The following is a 25,319-nucleotide window of genomic DNA, read 5'->3' on the forward strand; positions in this document are numbered from 1 at the left end:
AAAACACCAAAATGAGAAAGCAAAAGCTGCTTTTGAGAAAGTAAAATGTCATTTTGAGTAAGCAATATGCCTTTTCGCTTATTGAATATGAAGTTTTGAGAAAGCAATAAGCCTTTTTGCTGATTAAATATAAATTTTAGTTAAATACTTTAGGTAGCACACTTCTTCTTGGCACTATTGGCTTGTTCATGAAAAGAAAGGTAAGATCAATCAAAAACATTAAAGCTTAACCTCGACTTAAGAGGGTGTAATATGGTTGGGTTCCCACCTGCGTACACTCTCTGAATATTTGTATTAAAAAAAGCAAAACTCCAATGAAAACCACTGGTATCCATCATGTAGCAATTATTTGTTCTGACTACGATCGCTCCAAAGCATTTTATGTCGAAACTTTAGGCTTTCCGATTATTCAAGAGACTTTTCGCGCCGCCAGAAATTCTTATAAATTAGATTTAAAAGTTGCAGAAAATACTCAAATCGAACTATTCTCTTTCCCAAATCCTCCAGAACGACCTAGTAAACCAGAGTCTTGTGGTTTAAGACATCTTGCTTTTCAAGTTGATGATGTAGAGGAAACTGTTTTTTACTTAAAATCAAAAGGTTTAGAGGTAGAAAATATCAGAGTTGATGAAATTACAGGTAAAAAATATACTTTCTTTAAAGACCCAGACAATTTACCATTAGAAATTTATGAGCGTTAAAATAACTGCTAGGCAAACTTATTATCACTATAGATAATAGACATCTTGCAAAAGTCGGGGTAAAGCTGAAGGTGAAAAGGGTAAATAAACTCAAAATCCTTTACCTTTAACCTTTACCCTTTACCCTAAGAATGCAAAAATATATTTTTGCAAGATGTCTAATTTACGGCATAAAATTTATCTGGTTGCTTGGCGGACAGTAAACACTTCTACCAAAAGAATCGCCAGTTTCTGCATCCCTTAATTCCACAAGTTTAGCGTTATCAGTACACACACTTCTACCTTTAGCCATACTAAACTCACCTTGGACAAAACCAGTCACTATCCACACCATTCGATTGTTAGAAATCGATGATTTGTACTCCCCAGTTTTGGCTGCAAATTCTTCGTATGTTGTAAGTTTTACTTCTGTAATTCGCATCTTGGTAGACTTTTTGATAACACTTTCAATTGTTATCAAACGGCTTGCTGGTAAGCTATTATTTGCAGGATATATTCGTACTCTTGAGTTGAATGGTATTGCTTGATTGACTGGCTTTTTTGTCTGTACTGGTTTAGCTGTGACCGTCTGCACTAGCAATAAAGTAATGGTGCTAGCAAATATAAAAGCAGATAATGAAGTTATTGTAAAAATATTAAACATAGTGTAAAGACGTTTCATAATGCTCAAAATGCTAACAACTTCATACCACTTTAAGCGATCGCCTGCGTAAGTCTTTGTATCATCACGCAACTCTATTCTCTCAGAACATCAAGTTTAGCCAGTATTTTTAAGCTTTCTTCGGGGTTGCCAGTTGCGGCCATTGGTTAAAATCTGGTATATTCCCAGTCAAAAAACTCAAAAGCGATCGCTAGTAGATAAATATCTGCAATATCCAGCCAAAGAACCCAGGATAATGAATCATAATTAATCTCTATAGCTTTGAGTTATCAGCCATCAGCCACCAGTTATCAGCCGGAAGCTGAGATGCCGAATAATCAAAGCTTTGGATTCAACTTAACGAATTGACTATGAATTCTGAAAAAATCAAAAATTCTCTAAATATTTCGCCAGCGATACGTGTGGGAGTACTGGGTTTTGGCGGACTCGGACAAGCCGCCGCCAAGGTAGTTGCCGGCAAACGAGAAATGATTTTAGTCGCAGCAGCAGATCAAAAAGGTTACGCTTATGCTGCTGAAGGTTTAAATACTGAAAAATCCATTGCAACCTATCAGTCCCAAGGTTCGGTAGGTTATTTAGAGCCAATTGGTACATTAACAAATCAAAGTATTCAGGATTTAATCGAAATAGCTGAAGTAGATGGGTATTTTTTGGCTTTACCCAACCTACCTAATGACTTTATTCCCAATGTCGCCAAGGAATTTATCAAATCTGGTTGGCGTGGGGTACTAGTAGATGCAATTAAACGCACCACTGCTGTAGAACAACTCCTAGCGATGAAAGAGGAACTGGAAGCCGCCGGAATTACCTACATGACAGGATGCGGTGCTACCCCTGGACTATTAACAGCAGCAGCAGCTTTAGCCGCCCAAAGTTATGCCGAAATTCATCAAGTTGAAATTACCTTTGGGGTGGGAATTGCTAACTGGGAAGCTTACCGCGCCACTGTTCGGGAAGACATTGGCCACATGCCTGGTTACACAGTAGAAACTGCTAGGGCGATGACTGACGCGGAAGTAGAAGCCTTACTAGATAAAACTAATGGCGTGCTGACCTTGAAAAACATGGAACACGCTGATGATGTGATGTTAGAAGTAGCCGGGATAGTAGGGCGCGATCGCGTTACAGTTGGTGGTGTAGTCGATACTCGCAATCCTAAAAAGCCTCTCAGCACCAATGTAAAAGTAACAGGACGTACCTTTGAAGGAAAGATTTCTACCCATACATTTACTCTCGGAGATGAAACCAGCATGGCAGCCAATGTCTGCGGCCCTGCTTTCGGCTATCTTAAAGCGGGCAGACAATTACACCAACGCGGCATCTATGGAATATTCACTGCTGCCGAAATTATGCCCCAATTTGTTAGGTAAGTAGCGCATAGGAATGGGGAAGAAGCAGGGGAGAAGTTGCAGTAAGTTTTTCCCCTCTGCCCCTCTGCCTTTTGTGCCCAATCCCCAATGCCAATTCTTATAATGGTATTTTAGTGCTGATAAATCGGAGGTAAGTGCGATCGCTACGGTACACTGGCAGGAACGAGTTGGTAATCAAAGAGATTGGATTTGGCGTGGCTGGCAAACCCGCTACACTTACATTCGCCCTAGCCAAAATCACCACAATACAACACCCCTAATTCTGTTACATGGCTTTGGCGCTTCCATTGGTCATTGGCGACATAATTTAGAGGTGTTGGGTGAATATCAGACAGTTTACGCCATAGATATGCTGGGTTTTGGCGCTTCTGAAAAAGCCGCAGCTAATTACAGCATCGAACTCTGGGTTGAGCAAGTTTACGATTTCTGGAAAACATTTATCCGTCAACCAGCAATATTAATAGGCAATTCCAACGGTTCACTGATATCTATGGCCGCCGCCGCCGCCCACCCGGATATGGTGCTGGGTATGGTGATGATGAGTTTACCTGACCCGTCATTAGAACAAGAAGCAATTCCTCCTGTGCTGCGCCCACTTGTTACAGCAATTAAAAATGTTGTTGCTTCGCCGTTAATACTTAAACCTGTATTTAACTTCGTGCGCCGTCCTGGGGTGCTGCGGCGCTGGGCTAGTCTTGCCTACGCTAACCCAGAAGCGATTACCGATGAACTGATCGAAATTTTAGCAGGGCCTCCCCAAGATCGGGGTTCTGCGAGGGCATTTAGTGCTTTGTTCAAAGCTGCGATCGGAATTAATTTTAGTCCTAGTGTCAAGACAGTATTACCAACCTTAACAATTCCGATGCTTTTAATTTGGGGACAAAAAGATCGGTTTGTGCCGCCAGCCCTAGCTAGCCAATTTGCCCAATATAACGAGAAGTTAGAACTGCTAAATCTGGAAGACGTAGGGCATTGTCCCCATGATGAATGTCCAGAACAAGTTAACCAAGCGATTTTAGATTGGATTGAGAGATGGATGGCGTAGGCGAAGCCCGCCGCAGGCATCGCCAACCATTGGTTATTCCCTAAATATTATGCAATGGGAGCGATCGCATCAGCAGTAACTAGCCAATCGTCGCTTGGTTAGTGTCAACATCTGTAGCACCATTTACAGAACGCGCCACAGAAACCATTTTGTTAAGAATTTCTTGACTGGGAACTTTACCTTTCAACACTACAGTGCTGCCCGTTTGAGCAACCCAAAGGGTATTAACATCGTCGAGTTGGGGATCTTCATCAAATGCCAACGCTACCCGCTTTGCCAGACCACTTTGGTCATATTCCCCGCTTAATCCCAGACGTTCTGGGGGTATTGATTGCGTAGCACTAGCGACCTCACTACTAGGAGCTTGCTGTATAGCCTGTGGAGCTGGATTTACTTCTGCATTTTGAGGTTTTTCCATACCAAACAATCTTTGTAGCCAACCCATAAAAACTTTTCTCCTATTAGAAACCGATCAAATCTGAGTATAAAAGGTTTGCAACAAATGCTGCATCTGCCAACAAAAAGATATACATTCAATCAAATTCTTGCTTGCAGTAGAATTTCTAAACAATTTCTCGATTGGAAATGCAATGAGTGCAGCTCTTAAGTTTACAATAGGAGGTCGCACTGAAAATTTAGTGCGGTAGTAGGTCTAGCATTGCCCTTAGCTAGTGTCTGCTCCCCTCAATTCCTGCTCTAGCCTCTGTTGGCGAAGATGAAACATACCCTTTCAGTTCTCGTAGAAGATGAGGCGGGTGTTCTTTCCCGCATATCTGGTTTATTTGCGCGTCGCGGCTTTAATATTGAAAGCCTTGCTGTTGGCCCTGCTGAACAAGGAGGAGTCTCCCGAATTACAATGGTTGTCCCTGGTGACGATCGCGTGATCGAGCAACTCACCAAACAACTGTACAAGTTAGTCAATGTCTTAAAAGTCCAGGATATTACCGAAACTCCTTGTGTCGAGCGGGAATTGATGCTTTTGAAGGTGAATGCTAGTACCAGCAATCGCTCAGAAGTGATCGAATTGTCTCAGATTTTCCGGGCGCGAGTCGTGGATGTGGCGGAAGATTCTCTCACTTTAGAAGTTGTGGGAGATCCAGGTAAACTGGTAGCGATCGTGCAAGTATTACAAAAATTTGGTTTGAAAGAAATCGCCCGTACTGGCAAAATTGCCCTAACTCGTGAGTCAGGCGTAAATACTGAGTTACTCAAATCTTTGCAAGCAAAGGTTTAGTTGAGAATTTAAATCAAGACTCAGAAATACTTAAACGCAGCAGAAGTCATAGTGGCAATTGTTACTATGACTTCTATTTAGGGACTAGCAAAAAAGAAATATTCAACTAACCTCAATTTTAGCGATCGCTTCTTCTGGTGAGACATTACCATAAATCACAGACATAATCCCTGGCAAGTATTCATCCATCATCGTGACGTTGGCGTAAACCACCCGTTGAATAAGTGCAAAACTGAGTCTGTCACCTTCGACATCAATACTAGTTTTGTAGCTAATCTCACCATCGGTAAAATCTAACTCAAAATTGCCGATCATCATACCAGAATTAGCTCTAGTTATAAATTCTGCTACAGCCAGCCGCTTATTTTCTGGTGCGTTGACTGGACAAATTGAATAAAAAACGAATTGATTTTGTTCGCTTCTGGCTCTAGCGTAACAATTCCATTTGCCATTTTCGCCTTGGAACAATATTTGTAAAGCTGACTGTCCTGGAAGTTGTACAAACGGCCAATTATCAGCTTGGAAAAAATTGATTATTTCTTCAAAAATACTACCATCTGTAGAATCTGAGGACAAAGTTGCCTCTATTTTTTGTGTTATCTCATCTGTGTTAATATTAGCTAATTCTGTCAAAAATTTATCGATTCCTTCCAGCATTTTGGCAGATGCTTTCTGAGTTTTTACAGATAAATTCGCCTCAGTCCAATCTTTAAAAAAGTTGACAATACCTTCAGCAATTCCTTCACCGGAAACGTTTGTTTGAACAATATTTTCTGGACTAATATAAGACCAAAAAGTACGATAGCCGATTTCGCCTGATTCTTGTTGCTGTTTAACAGATAAACCCAACCAACTTTCAGTGAAGAGGATTTGGTTATCGGGTTGTTCTTGGCTTAAATTCAGGATATATTTTGCAGTTTCATCAATGTTGACGGCGTATTCTGCTAGTAGCGGTAATAAATCAGGTTTCAGGCTGGTTTCGATGGTGATGTCTGGTTCGCTGAGGAATTTTCCAGATGATAGAGGGTTACGCACATCTGGTTTGAGATTGAATAAAGCGGTGGTATCGATGCGTTGGTAGAGTTGTAGGTTGACTTGGAAAGTGAGGCGACACTCGATGAGTTCGTTGTTTTGTGTGGTGAGGGAGAGGGCGATCGCCCAAATTTTTAGAGATAATTGAGAGGAGTCATATAGGGTTAGTTCGCTATCCAGTTGATGAGTTTCAGTGTCAGTAGTCATGCTGAGTTAGATTTGGTAAGCTTAAGACGATTTATTTTTTGAGAGTCTAATAATGTGCGTAGGTTATATATACATACAATAGAGAAGTCAAAAACAGGAAAAAGCCAATCTCTAGCTATAGTAAAGTTCAGCATAAGTTTAAGATTTAGCAAGAATAAAAATGAAGCTAATTCTATTAAAATTAATTATAGTTCTGCTTTTAGTTTGAAATTTAAACAAAATTTAAGTTATTAGTTCAAATAAGATTAATAGCCTGAAAGTATTGAGAATGTTAAATTTGGTTATATCTATAAAATAGAATATAAGAATTTTATCAAGCTATATTGACATAGAAATTTCACATAATATTTATCTAAACCAAACACTATTTAAAGTAGTTATGTAGTCTATGATAAATCCTTCCTGGATCGAGTATTTCAATTTGATTTTCATGAAAATTTCCATTTACTAATAGGAGTAGACAACCTACTCTTGGTATTTCGTCTACACTATAAGGTGATCCTTTTGCCAGAGTACAGATTTTTCCCTTTCCAAGTCGTTCAGAAAAGAACATTACAGGATGAACTATCTCGACTTTTCCAGTCTCTATCAGATGACCAACTTGTTTGAAGACCATCTCAGAAGTTATTCCTCCCTCTTCATAATAGGCAGCATAGGAACCTCCTCCAATGAAGGCATAAGCAATATCATGTTCCTGAACCAGTTGCTTCAACCATGATATAAATGCCTGCCCATTAGATTGTAAAAATTGCTCAATCTGGGCATTATCTAGTTCTAATTTCACAATACGGAGAGGACATGACGGAACCTCTTGATTAATTACTTCTCGAAAAAAACAATTTATCTGTCCGAGAATAGATGCTTCATCATCATCTATAATATGCAGTAAACCAGAATTTATAATTTCAGAGAGTAATTCCCCTCTATTAAATTCACGGATCAGATAAAGATCATATTCATAAAGTGACATAAAACTTATCCTGTAAATTTGAAATGGCTATCGATACCATTACTTTGTAATAGACTAACTACATCTGAAGTTAAAGGTTGTGCAACATGGAGCTTAAAGTCAGTAATTGTTATTCCCTCAATAGTTGAGCCGATAGCAGCTTGCATAGCTTGAACTTGCTTCATCATCCGCTTGTTCAATATTGGGTTACTAGGATCTGTATAGTCTGCTTCAACCTTAAACTTCTGATCTATCAAAACACCATTTCCTGTTAAGATATCGATTTCTTTATTACCAACTTTAACATCAAAAAACTTTATATCTGCAATTGATTTGAGGTCTGTAATTTCAAAGAAGAAACCATCGTTAGGCGACCAAAATCGGTTCGCATTTACAGCCTTACTAACTTTTGCTTCAAAAGCTGACTTGCCTTGAAATCGAACGATTTGATCAAGTATAATTCTTACCTTATCTCGTGGAAATTTATCTAGGTTAGCAACAATACGAGATTCAAAGTCATGAGAAAGACCTTTAGATACAAGCCAAGAATAACCACTATGAGAGCGTAGATCATTTGCACCATCTGCAAAAACATCAATATCCGAAGCATTGTAATTTTGACCATAAGTAATCATGGTACTGATCATGGCTCCAATTGCTGGTTCAGATGGTGAAACTTGTTGAGGAGGAGTCATATTTGCATATGCTTTAACTAATTTTTCAAAGGTCTTAACTTTACCTCCTAGCTCCTTTAAATCTTTAATTTGATTAGCAGGTTTGGGGTCTTTATTTACTAATTTAGCAACTGCTGTTCCAATCTTTTTCGATAGCCGTTCTCGCTTAGATGCCATCTCTATACTCGGTGCAGTACCACTGGTCACTATTAAGGTATGTGGTTCACCGTTCATTGAAAACTGAACTTCAACAGGCTTGCCTTTTCCAGATACTTTCTCTTTTTCTGCTGCTTTATTGTCCTTCTCAAACCCAAGCTTATCCTTAACTTTATCGCTTGCCTTGCCATACTTGTCTTTTACTGTTTCCTTCTTCTTACTGCCCCACTTCTTGGCAGCGTCGCTTTTATCCCCAAGCTTTTGGCCTAGCTTGCTCTGCTTAAACTTATCTTTTGCGGTTCCCCTCAATTCTTCTGCTTTGTTTTCTACTGCTTCTAGCTTCTTACGCGGCCATTCCTTCACGGCTTCGACTTTATCATTGAAAGCTTGCCGCTTCTCCTCTAAAGCATCTAACTTCTTGTGTGCTGCCTCATTTGCGGCTGCCAACTTTTTACCCGCCTTGGTATTCATCAGCTGGTTTTTCTTCTCTTCCAGCCTGTTGTTTACGGCTTGCTTCTTCTCTTCAAACCTCTGCTGGGCGGCTTCTTTCTTCTTATTAGCCCACTCTTGGGCTGCTTCTTTTTTCTTGAGTGCTGATTCTTTGACCGCGTTTGCTTTCTTGCCGAATTTACTCTTGTTAAACTTGTTACCAACTTTATTAGCAGCCTTAGCACCCTTGTCAATTATCCAATCAACTGCTTTTTCCACAGGGCTGCGTAGTTTTTGGAAAATTGCCTGAACTTTCCCAGCAATACCACCCAAGCCTAAAAGACTGGCGAGGAAACTGATTACCACAGGTAACGACTTAGCTAGGGCATTTTCAACCCCTTTTACTGCTTGGTCGATCGCACCACTAGCGATCGCACTGACAGCATCCAAAATTGCGTTAATCAAGCTTGCAATTTGCTGGGCGCGTTCAATGAAAAAGCTGATAATTTGGTAAATCGCCTTGGCAGCTTTCACAAATGCTGAGGCTGGAGTCAGGAGGCTGAGAACCCACTCTACCCCTGCAAAAATCACGGTTTCAATTACAAAGTCCTTAATCGGTTTAATGACAAGCTCATTGAGATCGCCTATCCGGTCTTGGACAAACTCCCAAATACCAGCTACTCCTTCACTAGCTAAGACTTGAAATATGTCCAAGCTTTGTTCGAGATGGCCGACCTTTTTCTCACCCAATCGTTTCACAGCTTGTGCCCGAATTACCTGATAGGTGAATCCTAAAACCTCCGATATCAAGCCAAAGATACCTTTGAGGTCAAATTTTTTCGGCATCTCAATACCAGATTCTGCCATCGTGCCGGTCAGCCAACCGATTAAACCTTTTTTCAGGTGCTTGTCGATATTATTCATAAAGTTCAGGAAGCCTTGCTTAAGCGCCTGAATCAAATTACCCAAAAAACCAATCGGATCTTTAAGGATTTGTTCAACCACACCCGCAACCCTTCCCAACACCTGCATGAGCATTTTGGTCAGTTCAACGATCGTCTTTATAACTCCCACAACAGCATCGAGAGCCTTTTGAACTAGACCTTGATTTGCCGCCTTCATCTCATCAATGCGGGCATCAACAGCTTCCAAATTCTCTTGATATTTCTGCGCTAGAGTCTCAATTAGCTCATTTTCTTTATCTTTGACGCTTTGTTCCAACGCATCAAACTTGCTATCAATGTCTGTTGCTGCTTGTTGACCAACTGCTTTCAGGTCTTGAGGCAATTGGTTAACATAGTTTTGAATTTCCTGCTTGCCTTTGGTAATTTCCGCTTTGGCTTGGGTTAGCCCTTTGCTGATAATGGCGACAACTTTGTTGATCACACCATCCATCTTATCGATGTAAAGCTGCCGACCCTCTCGATAGAAGGTGTTTACCTCTGACGGCATACCGAGCAATTTGTCTATTCCCCATTTTACTGGGCCAGAAATGCCGCTATAGCGATCGTCTTTATAAGCCTTCATCCGTTGGTCAACGTAATCCTCAAAGGCTTTCTTCGCCTCGGCTGCGCCAGCATCGAACTCTTGCTGAACTTGGCTATCTAAATCACCGAGAGTTTTTTCAACGATGCCTTTAGTCTTGTCGTAAATCTTATTAATATCACCAGCAACCTTAGCCCTTGCCTGCTCATCTTTGCCTTTGGCTCCCACCTGCTGATTTCCAACTTGACCTAGCTGTTGAGTACGTGTGCCGTGCATTCCCTGTAGTTGCTGCTGTGCCGTAGCTTCGGCAGTGGCTTGAGCATTTGTTAGTAGGTTTTGCTCTTGCTGGCGATACTGTTGTGGAGCTTGTGTGGCATTTGTTTGAGCGTCTTTCTTCGCTTTGAGTGCTGCTTGAAATTCTGGTTCGTTGGAATTCGCTAGTTGCTCTTCAGTGACATTCGCCTGGGTCATCTGCTGGTCAAGCTTTTTGCTTTCTTCTTGCAACGGCGCTTCAACTTGACTCTTACCCTTAGACTTGGGTGCTGCTTTCTTAGCATCGATGTCTGACGGAGGAGTTCCAGCATTAGTCTCTGGCAGTGGCGTGACTTTTTTCGACTCAATGCCACTGGTGTCAGGCGTTTCTTTTGCTTTTTCTTCTAATGGCTGTTGAGAAGCTTTCTGCTGTTCATCAACTTTGCCGCTTAAATCGCCCTTAACCGAGTCAATTTTATTGTTATTCTTAAACTCGTCAGCCTCTTTTAAGGTTTTGGGAGCCATATCAGCAATCCGCTCCATCAGTTTGGCTTTGAAAGCGGCAGCGTCAAATCCTGGTGTTGGGGCCTGTTGCATCTGTCCAACTTGATTGGCTTGCGCTTTGCTGTCTACTTCATTATCTGGGGGTTGGGCTGCTGCTTGGGCTTCTTGGGCTTTGCTATTAGCAGGTGGGTGTTTTTTCTGTTGTCCTGCAACTTCTTTTGTTGTGCCGACTACCGCTTGAAATCCTGGGTCATCTTCAGGGGAAGTGGGAGCCTTTTTCCCCTCAGATGCATCAGGTAATTTTACTGCGGTGCTAGTTACATTTGCTCCTGGTAATCCAGCGATCGCTTTCCCGGCGTTTTCTCCAGATAAATCTGCGTTTACCTTACCTACATCTGCTCCTTTGTTTTGAGCTTGCTGTTGAGAATCGACCTTTTCTGTATTAACTTTGGTATCTTTTGACTCAAGCTTTTTTGGTTGATTTCCCCTAACCTCAACCTGTTTATGAGTTACTGCTGCACCAACCTTTTTTGTCGGAGGTGGTTCTGTTGCCGCGTTCCCACCATCATCTGGGGGTGTAGGGATAGCTTGATGTTTTTTTGTTGTAGGCTGATTTTGTTGTTCGCCGTTTTCCGTATCAGTTTTGGACTCTAATTTTTTTTGGTTATCTTCGTAACTTGGTTTTTGGAAATTCTCTCGCAGTTGGATAGCTAGCACATGCCCCGCAGATGTTGTCGGCACTTTTGTCTGGAGTTTATTTTCTTTTGGTGCTACATGAAGAGATTTCGGCTGCACTGCACTGCCATTCTGCTGGACAACGTGCGTCAACTCATGGGCCAGTAATTCCTTGCCTGCATCACTTCCAGGAGAGTATTCGCCTTGACGAAAGAACACATCCTGCCCTGTGGTAAAAGCACGAGCTTGTATAGATTCATTTAAACGATTAGATTGAGCATCAGTATGAACCCGGACGCTACCGAAATCAGCCCCAAATGCTTGCTCCATTGGGTGCTTGATATCATCTGCAAGCGGCTGCCCATTGCCACGTGCTTGTTGGATTGAAGTTTCTAGCTCAGATGTTGCGGCTGTCCTTCCTCCACCCTGACGCTGCACCAAAGGAGTAATAGAATCCGCCAGGGATTTCATTTGTAATCGATCTTCTTCCTCTGGTAATGCCTCTCGTTGGATAGATTGCACAGGTTCGCTCATCCTCTGCATCACCAATTGGGCTACACTATCAGCCTCTTGCTCATAAATGTCTCCAGGCTCGTTAACTGTCAGTTTTGTTTGTGGACGCCGCAGTGATATTCGACTAATGTCATGTCCAAGCGGTTTGTTTGGGGATTTTACCTCATTCACTATCTGGGATGAAGTACCAAGCGGCTTCATTTGCAATTCTTCTTCTGGTAGTTCCTCCCGTTGCAGCGAGGGAGTTGCTTCCAATTTCATTTGTACTTCTTCTTCTAACAGTTCCTCGCGCTGAATACTGCCCTCTGGTTTCATTTGCAATTCATCTTCTTCATCAGATAATTTTTCTCGCTGAAGTTTTCCACTCTGTGGCTGATGAATTCTTTGCATCACCTGACGTGCTGTTTGGTCAGCTTCCTGTTCGTACTTATCTCCAGGCTCCCCAATCGTCAGTTTTGCTTGAATTGGTGTTGATGTATTTGGTCTTCTGACTGGAATATTGGCAAAGTTATGACCAAATCGAGTTGCTTTTTCCAGCCGAGAATTCAAAGATCGATCCATCTTGGCTTGCAATACAGTCAGCCGTTCTTGTCCCTCTGGCGTAATCGTCCGATGCTTGGCTTGTAATTCCAATCCAGTTACTTCCATCTTTTCCTCTGCAAAAGCTTCATTCTCTACGTCCGTTTGTGTCACAGGCGTAAAAGATGCTTTTTGAGTTTGGCCGCCAAACGGTCTATAGGCCAATTGAGAAGTTTGTTCTGGTGCTTGAAAATTAGAAAAGCTAGATGAGGGACTTTTGAGGGATTTCATCGGTTTTGATTGCAACTATTGACGATTCAATTTGTCTAGGTGATTAGTTTTGACGATCGCTTACCCAAAATTGCAATTATCAAGATAATTTTAGAACGCTAATCAATTAGAAATAATTAAGATGTGTTACCCCCGAAGAGAAGTACTGGCTTGTAAATAGTTTCATATTGGATAAAGGAGAACACGCAGCCGTGTTCTCCTAGCGAAAAGGAAAAGTATCCTTGAATCTGCCTTCTGATATTAGTACTTTCTTAAGTTGACAATGTTTTTATGCAAAACTGACTCCTAGTGTAAGTAGAGCGGCGTGAATAATTCTAGGTTTGTAGTGTTCGCGAAGCGTCTCGCAGAGAGGGCTTCAGCCGTCAAAAGAAGACTAAAGTCCTCACTAAAAACTAATTTCAAGATTTCTTACATTACTTAATCTAGTTTGATTTATTCTTACCGATTTACTTATAAGAAAAATCAGGATTAGAACTGCTACCAAAGAAAGTTCCGCCATCTTTAGGCAAGATAACCTTTCAGGGCTGGTGAATGTATTGTTTGTACTTTATCCAGTATTTTTCTGCTCATACAAAAGTGAAGCTGTCACTATCAAGTGTGAGACCCACTACCCCCTGCACAATACCGATGATCTCATCTTGCTCTGCTCCTAGTTTGTCTAAGAATATTCGTGTGTTACTTCCAACAACTTGCAAGCGGTAATCCTGTGAAAATCCGTTGAGTTCAATTCGGTCTTGATTAGCGTCGAAGTCAGTAATAGTAGCCAAGTCGCTAAAACCAGGATTCGTAGTGTTGTTATCGTCGTAGAAAACATTTTCAGCGTCGCCCAGGATAAATCTATCTGCCCCAGCCCCGCCAGTCAAGTTATCAATTTCCCCTAATCCAGGTGGAAACGGACTACCAGGAAAAGTACCGATGAGGATATCGTTTCCAGATCCCCCATTGAGAATATCATTGCCCGGCCCGCCTTGTAGGCTATCATTGCCGTCCTCACCATTGAGAAGATCGTCGCCATTACTACCGTCTAGCGTATCATCGCCTGCTCTTGCATTTAGAGTGTTATTAGAAGTATTACCAAAAAGAAAGTTGTTAAGACTGTTACCTATCCCGGTAAGGTTGCCACCTTCTCTCAGTCTCAGGTTCTCCAGATTGGCTCCTAATGTGTAGCTTACAGAAGACCGGACGGTATCTATGCCTGAATTCGCAGCCTCTGTAATGATATCACGAGTAGTGTCAACAAAGTAACTATCGTCACCTGCACCACCTCTTAAAGTGTCGTTTCCTACACCCCCATTCAGTGTGTCATCGCCATTATTACCGGATAATTGATTATTTTGGTTATCGCCAACAATGTTGTCATTTGCATTTGTGCCGATGACATTATCAAAGTTGACTGCGGTAAATGACAATGTTCCCAAACCAGGAACGTTACTGGCAGCCAAACTTCGGCTTTGCAGGTTAACGTCAATAGATACCCCAGCTAAAGATTGGGATGCATCGATGGTGTTGTTGGCAACATTAGCATTAGCGATAACCCTTTCTACTTTAAAGAGTAGGTCTTGTCCCAATCCCCCACCTTTTTGAATGGTTCCAACACCTGATAAGGTAATGGTTTGACCTAGTTGACTGTAGTCTGCGGTATCAATGCCATCTCCACCATCAATGTTGTCGTTACCCTGACTGGCTTTGAAGGTATCACTGCCTGCACCACCTTTTAGAGTGTCGTTTCCTGTGCCCCCATCAAGTGTATCATTGCCATTATTACCGGATAATTGGTTATTTTGATTGTCGCCAGTAATGGTGTCATTTCCATTTGTGCCGATGACATTATCAAAGTTAACTGCGGTAAATGACAATGTTCCTAAACCAGGAACGTTATTAGCAGCTAAACTTTGGGTTTGTAGGTTAACGGCGATAGATACCCCTGCCAAAGATTGGGATGCATCTATGGTGTTGTTGGCAACATTAGCATTAGCAATCACCCTTTCTACTTTAAAGAGTAGGTCTTTTTCCAATCCCCCACCTTTTTGAATGGTTCCAACACCTGACAAGGTAATGGTTTGACCTAGTTGACTGTAGTCTGCGGTATCAATGCCATCTCCGCCATCAATGTTGTCGTTACCCCGACTGCCTTTGAAGGTATCACTACCTGCACCACCTTTGAGAGTGTCGTTTCCTGTACCCCCATCAAGCGTATCATTGCCATCTCCGCCGCTAAGACTGTCATTCGCCGTGCCACCTGCGAGGGAATCGTTACCAGCCAAGCCATTCAAGATATCGTTACCGGAGGCAGTATTGGCGTTACCACCACTAGCCCAACCAACTATGGTGTCATTTCCCGAACTCCCATTTATCGTGTCAGGATTTGTAGTACCGAAAGCCATATTATCTCTCCTAAATTTCTCACTAAATATGTAAGTTCAGCATCAATCAAAGAACTATTTATCAGTTCAATGTAGATTACTTGTCATTTGCGTAATCTCATGTCAAAAAACATTAACTATTTAGTTAGGAACTTCTCAATAAAAAATATCCAACTACTTACTGTGGGCTGACCTGAAAAGCCAGCCCTTAGTTGCAAGCGAAACGCCTACTCTACAAAATTAGATAATTTATTTCCTGACAATCCATTACTTGATTACGCAAATGATTAAGTAATTAGGTCAAATATTTTGGTTGTTTCCAACTTTTTGAACCCATACTGTAACTATTTAATTATCATGAAGTACAAGGTTACATAAAGTTCTTTACAAAATCTTAAAAATACTTAATCAAGATGATTGATAATACATTAGTATGTGTTTTTAAATCTAAAATTAAATATTTTTTAAAATCTACTGGTTTATTTGGTTAATGTTATCAGCTTTGTAGTTTTATGAGCTTTGTCATTAAGTTAGGTTTCAATATAATTTTTTTTGTTAAAGAACTATTATGTTTAATTAAGAAAAGTTTATATTAAAACAATATTTTTTTGAATCGATAAGTTAAATTAATATATATCCAGAAGAATTTTTATCTTTAACAACACTTGAGCTTTACAAAAATTTTATCTGCTTTTTGGAAATTAGCGATCGCTGCGGTTTTTGGTAGTTGGACTCTTGAAAATTTGAATGTGGATTTAGACCCTAACCAAATTGTACTTATGTTTTCTTCCCCAGTACCCAGCCGAGACTTATAGTCATTCCGCTGCTAAAATTTTGGATAGTCTCTAGTCTATAGAAATGCTCCGATACCGTAAGCAAACAATATTTATTATTATTTCTGTACTCATCGTTGTACCGATGGGATTTTTGTTTAAGTATTATAATGGGCCTGCTCATCACTGGTTTAATGACTACGGAGCAGCTGTATTTTACGAAATATTTTGGTGTCTGTTTGCATTTTGGTTTTTCAGAAGTCGGGCGGCAGTAATCCAAATTCCTATATGGGTTTTTGTCATCACCTGTATACTAGAATTCTTGCAACTTTGGCATCCGTCACTATTAGAACAAATGCGCGCCACCTTGATAGGTAAATTGTTACTTGGTACGACCTTTGTTTGGTGGGATTTTCCTCATTATGTATTGGGTTCTGTTTTGGGCTGGTTATGGCTGCGACAATTACACAAAATAAGTTATGCAAAAAAAAATCAAGGTGAAACCTAATTCAAAACAGCAAAAAATTGAAGAACAACCTGATGGTAGTCTGACTGTTTATTTAAAATCGCCTCCAGTTGATGGTAAGGCTAATGAAGAGTTAATTAAACTACTAGCAGATAAATTTGATGTACCCAAGTCTCATATCAGAATTAAGTCAGGTTTCTCTTCTCGGCAAAAGCTGATGGAAATCGATCCGAATACCTAACTGCTGCTTAATAATATCTTTTGTGAAGACTTTGCTGCTTTCTGAATATGAGCTACATTCCACCCAGGATATTCTCTACTATAAACAATAAGAGCTAATTTGTAAACTAGAGTAAAGTCTTTGTCTCGTAAGGGTTTCAGGAATTTGAGTCAATCAAGCGTTAATTGTCTGAAAGTCATGCCCAGCAATGAGTTGGGTATCCTTAAGATTTTCTTTACGAATCAGCTCTAATTGTGGGTGGCTATATTTAATTTTGAATTTTGAATTTTGAATTTTGAATTGATTCATGCCTCTGTAATACTGATATACCTTGGTTGATTTTTGACTCTTTCTATCCAAGCTTGGATAGCAGGATATTGTGTTAAATCAAACCCACCTTCATCAGCTACATGAGTATAGGCGAACAAAGCGATATCAGCAATCGAATAACGTTCTCCGACAAAAAAATCTTGAGAAGTTAAGTGTTTATCCATCAAGTTAAGTGCTGCATAGCCTGGTTCGCGTTTTTGTTTGATAGCTTCACTATATTCTTCAGTTTTACCTAAAATAGAAATCCAAAATCTTGATGTAGCAATAAAAGGCTCATGGCTATATTGTTCAAAACATAACCATTGCAGCACCTGCGCTCGTAAAAAACGGTCATAAGGTAAAAACTCTGTACCTTCACTCAGATAAACCAATATGGCATTTGATTCTGCCAAATATTTCCCTGGCTCGATTTCCAGGACAGGTATCTTACCGTTAGGATTTTTACTTAAAAATTCTGGGGTTCGAGTCTCGCCTTTCAAGATGTTAAGCTCTATCCTCTCAAAAGGCATACCTAGTTGTGTCAATAAAAGACGTATCTTATAACCATGACCAGAAGGTAAAAAATCGTACAGATGCAGTAGTTCCATGTTAAAATACAGTTAGGAATGTGTTGAGAAGTGAAGGTTCAAAATACAATATCTTACCAAAAGATTTTCCCAAAACCGGATATTTTTTTTGTATTTAGTATCTGAACGTACTACAAGAAATTATTCGAGAAAATAAAAAAAATATTATTTATTTCTAGTTTGAGATGTTTAATTTAGTTAATGGTCGAAAAGAAAACTATGTGTGGAAGATTTACTCTAAACTATTCGGCAGCAGGATTGTCTGAAGTTTTCCATGTCGAGTCAGTTCCCGATTTGGCAGCAGAATATAACATTGCGCCTACGCAAATGGTGGCGACAGTGTTACAAAATCCCGACAACAAAAAGCGAGAATTTAAGCAGTTGCATTGGGGATTAATTCCGTCATGGGCGAAAGATGCAGGAATGGGGGCAAAGCTGATTAATGCTAGGGCAGAAACTGTTGCTGAAAAACCTGCTTTTCGTTCGGCTTTTAAGCACCGACGCTGTTTAGTGCTAGCTGATGGCTTTTATGAGTGGCAACGCCAACAAGGTAAGAAGCAGCCATTTTATTTTCGTCTCCAAGATGGGCAACCCTTCGGTTTTGCAGGTTTGTGGGAAAGATGGCGATCGCCTGCTAACGAAGAAATAATTTCTTGTACAATTTTGACAACGGCAGCTAATGAATTACTTCAACCCATCCACGAACGGATGCCAGTAATTCTGGAGCCACAAGATTACGATTTATGGCTAGATTCCCTAGTAGAAACGCCCCAAACCCTACAGCAGCTATTGCGTCCTTATCCAGCGCCAGCAATGATTGCATATCCAGTTAGCACCTTGGTAAACAACTCTCGACATAATACTTCAGAATGTATCGTACCCCTCAGTGAGAAGAACGCCCCCGCAAATCAGTTAAATTAACTATTGAGTGAACTAGGGGATTGGGGAGACAAGCAGACAAGGGGATAAAAAGCGTTTTCCCAATGCCCCATGCCCAATCCCCAATGCCCAATACCCAGAGAGAAATATGCCAAGAACACAAAAGAACGATAATTTTATTGACAAATCCTTTACTGTGATGGCGGATATCATTCTGAAGATCCTGCCAGCTAACAAAAAAGCTAAAGAAGCGTTTGTTTATTATCGAGATGGGATGTCAGCCCAAGCGGAAGGCGAATATGCTGAGGCATTGGAATACTATGAAGAAGCTTTAACACTAGAGGAAGATACCAACGATCGCGGCTATATACTCTACAATATGGGGCTAATCTATGCCAGCAATGGCGACCACAACAAGGCTTTAGAACTATATCACAAGGCAATTGAGTTGAATCCACGTATGCCCCAAGCCTTGAACAACATCGCTGTAATTTATCACTACCAAGGCGAAAAAGAAAAAGAAGCTGGAGATGACGAGGCTGGCGAAGCACTTTTTGACCAAGCAGCAGACTATTGGATTCGTGCTATTCGCATGGCTCCCAATAACTACATCGAAGCTCAAAACTGGCTGAAAACCACCGGGCGATCGCAAATTGACGTATTCTTTTAGTCATTAGTCATTAGTTCTTTGTCATTTGCTCAGGACTAATGACTAATGACCAATGACCAATGACCAATGACCAATACTTCGACTCCTTTCGACTTCGCTCAAGGCAAGTCGCTCAGTACAAGTGACAAATGACAAATTATGATTGACCAAGAACAAGTTCACAAAGTAGCCAATCTTGCTCGTTTAGAATTGACTACAGAAGAAGAGGAACAATTCACTACTCAGTTGGGAAGTATTCTGGACTATATCGAACAATTGAATGAACTTGATGTCAGTAATGTGCTGCCAACAACACGCGCAATTGATGTCAGCAACATCACACGAGAGGATGAATTGCAACCCTATCCTGACCGGGAAACTATTCTCAACAGTGCGCCCGAACAGGAAGGCGAATTTTTCAAAGTACCAAAAATCCTCAATGCTGAATAGTCAAACAATTTGGAATTTTAGATTTGCAATTTTAGATTGATGATAGCGCAGCGTAAAGCCTTCTCTTCTCCCAAAAGGAGACGCTATGCGTAATTTAACTTATACAAAATGGTACGAGAGGCTTGTCTGCGACACTTGCTCGTACTGCCAAAGTATGTTATATGTCTAAATCTGTAATCACCGTTACCGTCAAATTGTTCGCTGCTTATCAAGAAGCCTTTAGGGTTTCGGAATTAGTGCTGGAATTTCCTAATAGTATGCCAGTCAAAGCAGTATGCGATCGCCTCATAGCTGAACACCCTGAACTCGCACAATGGCGCGATATAACCCGTTTTGGAATTAATTTGATATTTGTCGAACCAGATACCTTACTGCAAGATGGAGATGAGGTTGTGTTGATTCCGCCAGTCAGCGGCGGTTAGGAAAACAGTTAGGAGTTAGGAGTTTGGAGCGATAAATTAAAGATTCAAAACTTTTAACTCATAACTATTCAAAGAGAATTAGTCTGAGCAGTTAGCTTTATTAAGTTGTCTAACTCTTGCTGCATCTGACTAACAACTAATTCATAACATTTATTGACATAATAGCGATCGCTAGCTGCTTGACGACCGTAGCGTTCAAATACAATTGGCGGACAAACCCGCGTATATATAGGCACTGGTAATGGAATATTGGGTAATGGGCCAATTGCTAATCCCCAAGGCAGTCCGAGATAGATTGGAAAAACTTCTGGGTCGATACCTAATAGCCAAGGCATTCCCCATTCGTGGAGTTGCCGCGCAACTTTGTAGCAGTCAGCGATAACAATGAGTGTATCGTGAGCGCCCCAAGAAATCACAGGCACAATTGGCACATTTTCCCGTAACGCTAACTTGATAAATCCTTGTCGCCCAGCTAAGTAAATTTTGTTACGTAAATAATTCGGTCGGAAGATATCTTCGGCTCCACCGGGATAAACTAGCAGACTCGCTCCAGAGCGTAAGGCAGCGTAAGCCATTTTTGGATGGGCAATGATTGCTCCAGCTTTGGCGACTAATTGCGCTAGTGGTGGGCTAACCTGCCAAGCTTTGGGATGCATCAAACCATAAACTGGTTTTTCTACACCAAATTTTCGGAACCAGTCGTACATCATCATTACCATATCTGGGGCTGCGAGTCCACCATTGTGCGAGCCAACAAACAAAACTTTTTGCTGGGGTGGAATATTCTCCCAGCCACTAGTTTGAACTTGGAAATAGTACTGATAGAAAAAGCCAACTAAGGGCATCAGAGATTCTATGAACTTTGGATCTCGCTCATCCAAAGACCAACCGAGTTTTTTGTTTAATAGATGTTGCTTTTTTGACATTGAGGCATTCTAACAGCATTAGCAAAGTTCAAACAATCCCTTGTTTAGATATAACCATCGCGGCGATTAAGGGAACTCCAAAAAATAAATTATCCAATTTGTCTACTCAACTAGACTTCTTTCTTCCTTGTCCCCCTTGTCCCCCTTGTCCCCGTTGTCTTCCTTGTCCCTCTGCTATGGAATATTTTTTTACTTGGAAGTCCCTAATTTGGTGATGTCTATGGAGTAGTTTTTGGTTTTGAACGCTGCTGCTGGTAAAAACCCACAACTTTTTGAAGATATGTAGCAGTAAATCCACTGTTGCAGCCTGTATAGCTGCCAGTCATCCACCAACAACCGACGCCACGCACAGCAGCGGTTTCATTATTACTGTTGGCAAGAAATTGCTTGTTAAACTCACGGCGCGTGATGCAAGATACAACTTGGCGTGCTTTTGCGGGACTATTTTCAAACTGCGTTGGTGTTAGTTCTTGTTTAAGACAATATTTCGACCAGCCTTTTAAGGTTTCTGGTTTAACTTGCCATTCACTGTAAAGTCCATCATTTGCGGTGCCGGTCTGCGGTGCAGCTAGTCGTAGCGCCTCTACCATTGCCGCAACTTGAGCATCAGAAACCTTTTGTTGTGCTTGAGCTAACAATGATGACAGTCCAAAGCTGACAATCACTCCGCTAAGTAGTAATGCTATCCGGTTTCTCCTCATGATTTTGGACTTATTTTTAGATACCAATATGTAGGATACTACGTTTTTACACTTAGCAATTATCAAAGATGAGAGTGAATTGGGCATTGGACACTTGTACTGAGCGTAGTCGAAGTATTGGGCATTGGGAAAGAGGAGGCAGGAGGCAGAAGTTCTAAAATGTTTGAATTTTGAATACTTCGACAAGCTCAGTACAAGTTTTGAATTTTGAATTGATTTCTCCCCTGCTTCATTCCCCAAATTGTTAAGCTGGGTTCCAAGTGCCGTGGAAACTGTGGGGAATGACGCTAGGTAATCCTAGTTTGCAAACGGGTTCTGCATCCAGGCGATCGCTATCAAATACGCAAACTTCACTACTATGAGTATTAGCATCGTATACAACAGTTAGCACCCAGCCTTGCTCGGAGTTTTGGACATCTTGGGCATAGATGGGTTCTGAAGGATAGCGGTTTTCTCCTAAGTCTGCTTCGGTGAGGGTTTCAGTTTTGTAGTCGAAGCGGGCGATCGCACCAAACCATTCTTTGTCTGTATCCCCTCTTTGGGGCATTAATGATATGTAAGTATAGCGCCAAGGTTGCCCAACTTGCGCTCGCTGCACTACAGGAAATTCACACTTGCGGTTGACAACTTCCTGCATTTCTATAACTTTAGCAGTTTGAGGATTGAGGCGGACTTGCCACAATGTTCCTTGAGTTACTGTGTGCGTCTCACCACTTGCAAATTCTCTGAGATATTCATCAGTTTGGTGAAAATCTGCATATCGCACCATGTCTAGAACCACGGAACCGTCTTCATCTTCACAACCATTGCCAAAATGCCAATTGAACCAAGGATCGGTTTCGCCACGACTAACTAAAGATAAATTTTCTCGGTCAAAGATTAACACCTGGGTTCCTAATTGAGGTTCCCACAACAGAGATTCACTAAAGGTAGTCAAACCTAACAAAAGTGACAGCATTTTCATCCGCATTGGTGGCATGAAAAACACTAGATACTTTTGAGTCAAAACAAAATCATGCATTATCGAGTAGCGATCTAACTTAAAAGCAGTTTTTTGGATAATTTTGCCAGTAGCATCGCTTTTGTAGAGATTCAGTTGTACAGAACTTCCGATACTGATTCCAAAGTTAAAAATCTCGCCTGTTTGGGAATCGCGTTTGTAATGAGCAGAATAAGGTAATCCATTATCCAAAGCGCCTAAATCATCCAATCCCTTCGTTTCTAAAGTTTGCAAATCAAGGGCATAAGGATTGCTTGCTTCCCATAAAGCCAATAATTTATCGGGTAAAGCCAACACTGAGGTATTCGCTGCATTCTTGATCTGTTGACCCCAGCGCTTCCAGATGGGGCCTGGTGGATGCATCCCATAGACACCATAAAGAAATCTATCTGCTTGAGTTTCAGCTAGATATTCTGCTGTTTGCACATAGCGATAGACTCCGCTAGCTCCTGCATCTGTGAAATGGATGCCGAGAATTGCCCCATCTCCATCAAACCAGTGTCCAACACGATTACCACCGCGTTCTAGCCGTGCGGGGCCATTGCGGTAAAGAGTGCCACGCAAGCCATCTGGAATTTTACCAGAAATAATTGATAGCTGAGTAAGGGGAAATTCTTTTGCTGGTTCTGCGATCGCACCAGCCCAAGATTTATTTATTGACTTTTTGGTAATAGTCTGCATATTCAAATATTGCCAGAATTGATCTAGACCGATTCTGACATTGTTGCAATTTTTGGCATTGCAGAGAAAGCGGGATGATTTAGCACTTGACAAAATTCCTCCCCTGCATCCTTTGCCAAACAATACTAAATTACTAGTTGAAAACTAAAAAATCAGTCTTTTGATATAAGCTATATTTATTTTTCTATGCTCAATGTAAATAAACTGTACAAACTTTTGTTTGTAAATCTACCGTTTTACATAAAAACTCAAAGCAGATCGACTAAACAGGCAAAATTTTATATAAAACATCTTCCTTTGGTATGAGAATATGTGTTTTATCGGGTGTTGGACATCTTGAAAATGCTAGGAAGAAAAGTAAGAAAAGTGGGTTTTAAAAGTAGGAAAAGTAGGAAAAACAGGAAAAGTAGGAAAAGTAGGATGTTTTATAAAAACCGTTGACAAGCTTTTATAAAAATTGATATTTATAAGTACATCCAAGGCACAAATGCCTACTAAACACTTTCTGGAGAAAATTATGACTAACGATAAAAACTTGACACAACCCAACAATCAAGAAATCATTTTGGAAGAAATTAATGAGGAAGAATTAGACGGAGTAGTGGGAGGAGGATTGTTTGACGGGCTATTCGGAAAAGTGGCCGGTTTAGTCTCAGACTTGGGCGTATCTCTCCAGAATTTTGTTGGATAGTAATTCGACGAAAGTAAAGTTTAAGAAATGTCATTTCTAATACATGAGGTGAATTTGAGCGAATTAATATCATAAAACAACTAAAGGTGATTTTTGAGAAGTAAATAAAGTCAAGGAAGCAGATAATATAAAAATGTTAGCCTGTAAAGGTTGTAATTTTTATAAAAGTTTTTTGACCAAAAAAATACTACAAATTCACCTTCTTTGTCGCTCAAACCATATTTAGTATAACACCAATTGTACACTCCTCATTGTTTGTTACTGTAGCCAGAAGTCAGAATATTCTGACTTCTGAATTTTCTCATGTAACTTCTGTGTTTATAAAGAACCTATTTGTACCAAAAGTTTGAATTGAGATTGAAGATTTGAGATTTTAGCGGTTTTGTGCCGTAATAAAGATGCGTGATGCTGCCAACATTAGCAGTAGTTTGGCAAACATCGAACAAATGTTTTTACAGCTTTTATTTGATAATTCACGTTTGTCGGATGGTAAATACTAGACGACAATCTTTTTTGATGAAAAATCGTAATATGAAGCTTGTGTATTCTAGAAATATTAGTAATAAAACTAGAAAAAATTAGAGAAGTGAAAATTAAAAAATGAGAAAAGTAAGTTAGTTGGGAAAAGTAAGATATTTTTTATAATCTGTTGACAAATTATTAAATAAGCTGCTATTTGTAAATACATCTCAGACACAACATGTCTGCATACTTCTGGAGAAATTTATGACTACTATCAATCAAGTGAGTTTTCAATCCACCTGTAATCGAAAAGTTATTGTCGAGGAACTGATAGATGGCGAATTAAAAGGAATAGTGGGAGGTATTAGTATTGTTTTAGATTTTTCATCACAGATAAATGCGACTTCAACTGATGGAAATGATGCTGTTGTTCAAGACTCCAATCAGGATATTGTGAATACGAAAACTAAGCAAAGAACACGCACAAGAAGAAGATTCACACTAATAAATGGAGTTGCACAAACAATAGATTCAACAGTGACTTCAGCCATTTAGCATTCACAGTAATACCATTTATTTGTGAGGTTGCGTCAAATTTTCTTTCTTCCTTTGTGTACTTTTCTGACGAGATGCTGCGCGTAGCTTGCTTATTTGTAGGAGTATGCATCCTACCCTGTAGAAAGCCCCTTTGCGTCTATGCAGTTCGTTTCTTATATAGCTTGGCGCATCTTCATACAGAATTGGTATAACTCAAATTCAACTCACGTTTTATGTACCCAATTAAAGGTGCGTATCCCCAACTTCTTTAGAAGTTGGGGATATTATTTTTATGAATAACTTAATATGTCAACCGTTGCTTATTCGGCAAGATTTTGTAATACCTATAGTAACTTTTAGCAAAATTATTTTTAGATATACCATCGGCTTATCCTACCTTTATTAACTTGAATAAATGCCGATGTTTGATATTTCTTAAAATATTAATCTTTAAAAAACTATTTAATAACTTCATCATTTCTTTATATAAAATTCTTTCAAAAAAC

At 40.3% G+C, this 25,319-nt stretch carries 23 protein-coding genes; 12 read left to right on the forward strand and 11 right to left on the reverse strand.

Annotated elements, in window-relative coordinates; genetic code table 11:
• Nucleotides 1-314 precede the first annotated feature (314 nt).
• Nucleotides 315-701, forward strand: coding sequence for a VOC family protein (locus tag RM368_RS00205; RefSeq protein ID WP_322692170.1), 387 nt, complete (start codon nucleotides 315-317; stop codon nucleotides 699-701).
• A gap of 163 nt (nucleotides 702-864) precedes the next feature.
• Here the strand turns inward: RM368_RS00205 and RM368_RS00210 are convergent, their stop codons facing one another.
• Entirely contained in the window at nucleotides 865-1,434 is a 570-nt protein-coding gene (locus RM368_RS00210) for a hypothetical protein (protein WP_322692171.1), read from the reverse strand.
• Nucleotides 1,435-1,712: 278 nt separating this feature from the next.
• Here RM368_RS00210 and bioU point away from each other — a divergent pair, with 278 nt between their 5' ends.
• On the forward strand, nucleotides 1,713-2,732 hold the full coding sequence (bioU, locus tag RM368_RS00215; RefSeq protein WP_322692172.1) for a (S)-8-amino-7-oxononanoate synthase BioU: 1,020 nt from the start codon (nucleotides 1,713-1,715) through the stop codon (nucleotides 2,730-2,732).
• 97 nt (nucleotides 2,733-2,829) lie between these two features.
• On the opposite strand, the gene RM368_RS00220 is transcribed toward bioU, so the two are convergent.
• Nucleotides 2,830-2,976, reverse strand: a complete 147-nt coding sequence (locus RM368_RS00220) for a hypothetical protein (protein WP_322692173.1) — start codon at nucleotides 2,974-2,976, stop codon at nucleotides 2,830-2,832.
• Here RM368_RS00220 and RM368_RS00225 point away from each other — a divergent pair.
• On the forward strand, nucleotides 2,920-3,777 hold the full coding sequence (locus RM368_RS00225; RefSeq protein ID WP_322692323.1) for an alpha/beta fold hydrolase: 858 nt from the start codon (nucleotides 2,920-2,922) through the stop codon (nucleotides 3,775-3,777). The genes RM368_RS00220 and RM368_RS00225 overlap by 57 nt on opposite strands.
• A gap of 79 nt (nucleotides 3,778-3,856) precedes the next feature.
• Here the strand turns inward: RM368_RS00225 and RM368_RS00230 are convergent, their stop codons facing one another.
• Nucleotides 3,857-4,222, reverse strand: coding sequence for a BON domain-containing protein (locus tag RM368_RS00230; protein ID WP_322692174.1), 366 nt, complete (start codon nucleotides 4,220-4,222; stop codon nucleotides 3,857-3,859).
• 270 nt (nucleotides 4,223-4,492) lie between these two features.
• Here RM368_RS00230 and ilvN point away from each other — a divergent pair, with 270 nt between their 5' ends.
• On the forward strand, nucleotides 4,493-5,011 hold the full coding sequence (ilvN, locus tag RM368_RS00235) for an acetolactate synthase small subunit (protein WP_322692175.1): 519 nt from the start codon (nucleotides 4,493-4,495) through the stop codon (nucleotides 5,009-5,011).
• A gap of 102 nt (nucleotides 5,012-5,113) precedes the next feature.
• On the opposite strand, the gene RM368_RS00240 is transcribed toward ilvN, so the two are convergent.
• The 4 genes from RM368_RS00240 to RM368_RS00255 all read right to left on the reverse strand — a co-directional run bounded on the left by RM368_RS00240 (nucleotide 5,114) and on the right by RM368_RS00255 (nucleotide 15,081).
• Nucleotides 5,114-6,250: a YbjN domain-containing protein gene (locus RM368_RS00240; protein ID WP_322692176.1), complete on the reverse strand. Its 1,137-nt coding sequence runs from the start codon at nucleotides 6,248-6,250 to the stop codon at nucleotides 5,114-5,116.
• A gap of 364 nt (nucleotides 6,251-6,614) precedes the next feature.
• Nucleotides 6,615-7,220, reverse strand: coding sequence for a hypothetical protein (locus RM368_RS00245; RefSeq protein ID WP_322692177.1), 606 nt, complete (start codon nucleotides 7,218-7,220; stop codon nucleotides 6,615-6,617).
• Between the two features lie 5 nt (nucleotides 7,221-7,225).
• A complete protein-coding gene (locus tag RM368_RS00250; protein ID WP_322692178.1) occupies nucleotides 7,226-12,697 on the reverse strand; it encodes an eCIS core domain-containing protein in 5,472 nt (1,823 codons plus the stop codon).
• A 566-nt stretch (nucleotides 12,698-13,263) separates the two neighbouring features.
• Complete coding sequence (locus tag RM368_RS00255) at nucleotides 13,264-15,081, reverse strand: calcium-binding protein (RefSeq protein WP_322692179.1); 1,818 nt, start codon at nucleotides 15,079-15,081, stop codon at nucleotides 13,264-13,266.
• 837 nt (nucleotides 15,082-15,918) lie between these two features.
• On the opposite strand from RM368_RS00255, the gene RM368_RS00260 reads away from it, so the two are divergent.
• Together RM368_RS00260 and RM368_RS00265 are read left to right on the forward strand one after the other, a co-directional pair.
• Nucleotides 15,919-16,341, forward strand: a complete 423-nt coding sequence (locus tag RM368_RS00260; RefSeq protein WP_322692180.1) for a DUF2809 domain-containing protein — start codon at nucleotides 15,919-15,921, stop codon at nucleotides 16,339-16,341.
• Nucleotides 16,313-16,540 (forward strand): DUF167 domain-containing protein, encoded by a 228-nt coding sequence (locus tag RM368_RS00265; protein ID WP_322692181.1) that lies wholly within the window; start codon nucleotides 16,313-16,315, stop codon nucleotides 16,538-16,540. The genes RM368_RS00260 and RM368_RS00265 overlap by 29 nt, the downstream gene beginning before the upstream one ends.
• Nucleotides 16,541-16,824: 284 nt before the next feature.
• Here RM368_RS00265 and RM368_RS00270 read toward each other — a convergent pair whose 3' ends face one another.
• Nucleotides 16,825-17,436, reverse strand: a complete 612-nt coding sequence (locus RM368_RS00270) for a glutathione S-transferase family protein (protein WP_322692182.1) — start codon at nucleotides 17,434-17,436, stop codon at nucleotides 16,825-16,827.
• A gap of 198 nt (nucleotides 17,437-17,634) precedes the next feature.
• Between RM368_RS00270 and RM368_RS00275 the strand changes: the two genes are divergently transcribed.
• From RM368_RS00275 to RM368_RS00290, 4 genes are all read left to right on the forward strand, one after another.
• Nucleotides 17,635-18,336: an SOS response-associated peptidase gene (locus RM368_RS00275; RefSeq protein WP_322692324.1), complete on the forward strand. Its 702-nt coding sequence runs from the start codon at nucleotides 17,635-17,637 to the stop codon at nucleotides 18,334-18,336.
• Nucleotides 18,337-18,442: 106 nt separating this feature from the next.
• On the forward strand, nucleotides 18,443-18,964 hold the full coding sequence (locus RM368_RS00280; RefSeq protein ID WP_322692183.1) for a photosystem I assembly protein Ycf3: 522 nt from the start codon (nucleotides 18,443-18,445) through the stop codon (nucleotides 18,962-18,964).
• Between the two features lie 138 nt (nucleotides 18,965-19,102).
• Nucleotides 19,103-19,393: an Asp-tRNA(Asn)/Glu-tRNA(Gln) amidotransferase subunit GatC gene (gene gatC / locus RM368_RS00285; RefSeq protein ID WP_322692184.1), complete on the forward strand. Its 291-nt coding sequence runs from the start codon at nucleotides 19,103-19,105 to the stop codon at nucleotides 19,391-19,393.
• A gap of 161 nt (nucleotides 19,394-19,554) precedes the next feature.
• A complete protein-coding gene (locus RM368_RS00290) occupies nucleotides 19,555-19,815 on the forward strand; it encodes a MoaD/ThiS family protein (protein ID WP_322692185.1) in 261 nt (86 codons plus the stop codon).
• 68 nt (nucleotides 19,816-19,883) lie between these two features.
• Here RM368_RS00290 and RM368_RS00295 read toward each other — a convergent pair whose 3' ends face one another.
• The 3 genes from RM368_RS00295 to RM368_RS00305 all read right to left on the reverse strand — a co-directional run bounded on the left by RM368_RS00295 (nucleotide 19,884) and on the right by RM368_RS00305 (nucleotide 23,123).
• Nucleotides 19,884-20,741: a lysophospholipid acyltransferase family protein gene (locus tag RM368_RS00295; RefSeq protein WP_322692186.1), complete on the reverse strand. Its 858-nt coding sequence runs from the start codon at nucleotides 20,739-20,741 to the stop codon at nucleotides 19,884-19,886.
• A gap of 218 nt (nucleotides 20,742-20,959) precedes the next feature.
• A complete protein-coding gene (locus RM368_RS00300; RefSeq protein ID WP_322692187.1) occupies nucleotides 20,960-21,442 on the reverse strand; it encodes a hypothetical protein in 483 nt (160 codons plus the stop codon).
• Between the two features lie 244 nt (nucleotides 21,443-21,686).
• Nucleotides 21,687-23,123, reverse strand: a complete 1,437-nt coding sequence (locus tag RM368_RS00305) for a carotenoid oxygenase family protein (protein ID WP_322692188.1) — start codon at nucleotides 23,121-23,123, stop codon at nucleotides 21,687-21,689.
• Nucleotides 23,124-23,640: 517 nt separating this feature from the next.
• Here RM368_RS00305 and RM368_RS00310 point away from each other — a divergent pair.
• Complete coding sequence (locus RM368_RS00310) at nucleotides 23,641-23,814, forward strand: hypothetical protein (protein ID WP_322692189.1); 174 nt, start codon at nucleotides 23,641-23,643, stop codon at nucleotides 23,812-23,814.
• A 726-nt stretch (nucleotides 23,815-24,540) separates the two neighbouring features.
• Nucleotides 24,541-24,831: a hypothetical protein gene (locus RM368_RS00315; RefSeq protein WP_322692190.1), complete on the forward strand. Its 291-nt coding sequence runs from the start codon at nucleotides 24,541-24,543 to the stop codon at nucleotides 24,829-24,831.
• Nucleotides 24,832-25,319 lie beyond the last annotated feature (488 nt).

This window comes from Nostoc sp. DedSLP03 (genome assembly GCF_034530815.1).
Taxonomy (GTDB): Bacteria; Cyanobacteriota; Cyanobacteriia; order Cyanobacteriales; family Nostocaceae; genus Nostoc.

Coding starts and splice junctions, on each gene's coding strand:
- RM368_RS00205 (WP_322692170.1), top strand. CDS start 315: ATGAAAACCACTGGTATCCATCATGTAGCAATTATTTGTTCTGACTAC.
- bioU (WP_322692172.1), top strand. CDS start 1,713: ATGAATTCTGAAAAAATCAAAAATTCTCTAAATATTTCGCCAGCGATA.
- RM368_RS00230 (WP_322692174.1), bottom strand. CDS start 4,222: ATGGGTTGGCTACAAAGATTGTTTGGTATGGAAAAACCTCAAAATGCA.
- ilvN (WP_322692175.1), top strand. CDS start 4,493: ATGAAACATACCCTTTCAGTTCTCGTAGAAGATGAGGCGGGTGTTCTT.
- RM368_RS00240 (WP_322692176.1), bottom strand. CDS start 6,250: ATGACTACTGACACTGAAACTCATCAACTGGATAGCGAACTAACCCTA.
- RM368_RS00245 (WP_322692177.1), bottom strand. CDS start 7,220: ATGTCACTTTATGAATATGATCTTTATCTGATCCGTGAATTTAATAGA.
- RM368_RS00250 (WP_322692178.1), bottom strand. CDS start 12,697: ATGAAATCCCTCAAAAGTCCCTCATCTAGCTTTTCTAATTTTCAAGCA.
- RM368_RS00255 (WP_322692179.1), bottom strand. CDS start 15,081: ATGGCTTTCGGTACTACAAATCCTGACACGATAAATGGGAGTTCGGGA.
- RM368_RS00260 (WP_322692180.1), top strand. CDS start 15,919: ATGCTCCGATACCGTAAGCAAACAATATTTATTATTATTTCTGTACTC.
- RM368_RS00265 (WP_322692181.1), top strand. CDS start 16,313: ATGCAAAAAAAAATCAAGGTGAAACCTAATTCAAAACAGCAAAAAATT.
- RM368_RS00270 (WP_322692182.1), bottom strand. CDS start 17,436: ATGGAACTACTGCATCTGTACGATTTTTTACCTTCTGGTCATGGTTAT.
- RM368_RS00275 (WP_322692324.1), top strand. CDS start 17,635: ATGTGTGGAAGATTTACTCTAAACTATTCGGCAGCAGGATTGTCTGAA.
- RM368_RS00280 (WP_322692183.1), top strand. CDS start 18,443: ATGCCAAGAACACAAAAGAACGATAATTTTATTGACAAATCCTTTACT.
- gatC (WP_322692184.1), top strand. CDS start 19,103: ATGATTGACCAAGAACAAGTTCACAAAGTAGCCAATCTTGCTCGTTTA.
- RM368_RS00290 (WP_322692185.1), top strand. CDS start 19,555: ATGTCTAAATCTGTAATCACCGTTACCGTCAAATTGTTCGCTGCTTAT.
- RM368_RS00295 (WP_322692186.1), bottom strand. CDS start 20,741: ATGTCAAAAAAGCAACATCTATTAAACAAAAAACTCGGTTGGTCTTTG.
- RM368_RS00300 (WP_322692187.1), bottom strand. CDS start 21,442: ATGAGGAGAAACCGGATAGCATTACTACTTAGCGGAGTGATTGTCAGC.
- RM368_RS00305 (WP_322692188.1), bottom strand. CDS start 23,123: ATGCAGACTATTACCAAAAAGTCAATAAATAAATCTTGGGCTGGTGCG.
- RM368_RS00310 (WP_322692189.1), top strand. CDS start 23,641: ATGACTAACGATAAAAACTTGACACAACCCAACAATCAAGAAATCATT.
- RM368_RS00315 (WP_322692190.1), top strand. CDS start 24,541: ATGACTACTATCAATCAAGTGAGTTTTCAATCCACCTGTAATCGAAAA.